This is a genomic window from Streptococcus sp. CCH8-H5 (genome assembly GCF_001556505.1).
Classification (GTDB): Bacteria; Bacillota; Bacilli; order Lactobacillales; family Streptococcaceae; genus Streptococcus.
Window position 1 is genome coordinate 1 of record NZ_LSIZ01000136.1, and the last position, 1,064, is coordinate 1,064.

Here is a 1,064-nt window from a genome sequence, read left to right on the forward strand (position 1 = left end):
ACAAATCAACTAAAAAACAGCCTAGCAAGGCTGTTAAGTCATTATTATTGTTGTGGGTTATTGAAGATGTTGAATGGATACTCAACCTTAGTTGGTTTACACAACAACACAATTAAGATAATACCACCTACAAATGGGATAAATGCAACAAAAATATACGGCCAATTGTAGCCAGCATCACGCAAACGACGAACAGTTACAGCAATACCAGGTAAACACGCAGCAATACCATAGGCAAAAAAGATAAGTAGTAGGATAAGTGAAATAACAGCTAAAAAGCTTGAATCAGTTGCACCTGCAATTCCTCCAAATACTGCTAACAACACATAAAAAGCAACGACAGTTAACATATTTGCCAAATATGCAAACCAGTAATCTGAACGTGTTGAACGTCCCTCAAAATCTACGTAGCCCTTCCAAAACTTCTTATAAGCTTCGATCATAATAAAATCTCCTCATTTTTTGATAATACTACTATACCAAAAGACCGGTCTTCTGGCAAATTGACTAAGGAGCAGCCTATAAGGCTGCTAAGCACTTTTATTGCTGTGGGTTATTGAAATTATTAAACGCTACTTCTACCTTTGTTGGTTGTAAGGTTAAGATAAAAATAATAAAACCACCAAGATATGGAATTAGCGATAGGAATATCAAGGCCCAGTGGTAACCTGCATCTCGTAAACGACGTACTATGATTGCAATGGATGGTACAAGTGAGGCCAACGCATAGACTCCAATTCCTAACACTACAATATAGACCAAAATCATTTGAAAACTATATGGATCAGATGTATACGTAGAGGAGTCTCCTCCTAAAATCATGATTAGTATGAGTAAGAAACTAAACAATAAATAAACCAAGCATTGCGCAAGAACATTAAGCCAATAATCTGAACGCGTTGAACGTCCCTTAAAATCTACATAGCCCTTCCAAAATTTTTTGTAGGCTTCAATCATAATAAAATCCCACTTTTTTATGATACTCCCAGTATAGCAAGAGAAGGGAAGATTGACAAATCAACTAAAAAACAGCCTAGCAAGGCTGTTAAGTCATTATTATTGTT

The 1,064-nt window shown here is 36.0% G+C and carries 2 protein-coding genes; both read right to left on the reverse strand.

The features are described from left to right. Window positions 1-44: 44 nt before the first annotated feature. Entirely contained in the window at window positions 45-443 is a 399-nt protein-coding gene (locus AX663_RS08960) for a DUF805 domain-containing protein (protein ID WP_049545894.1), read from the reverse strand. 97 nt (window positions 444-540) lie between these two features. Then, window positions 541-957: a DUF805 domain-containing protein gene (locus AX663_RS08965; protein ID WP_049545893.1), complete on the reverse strand. Its 417-nt coding sequence runs from the start codon at window positions 955-957 to the stop codon at window positions 541-543. Window positions 958-1,064 lie beyond the last annotated feature (107 nt).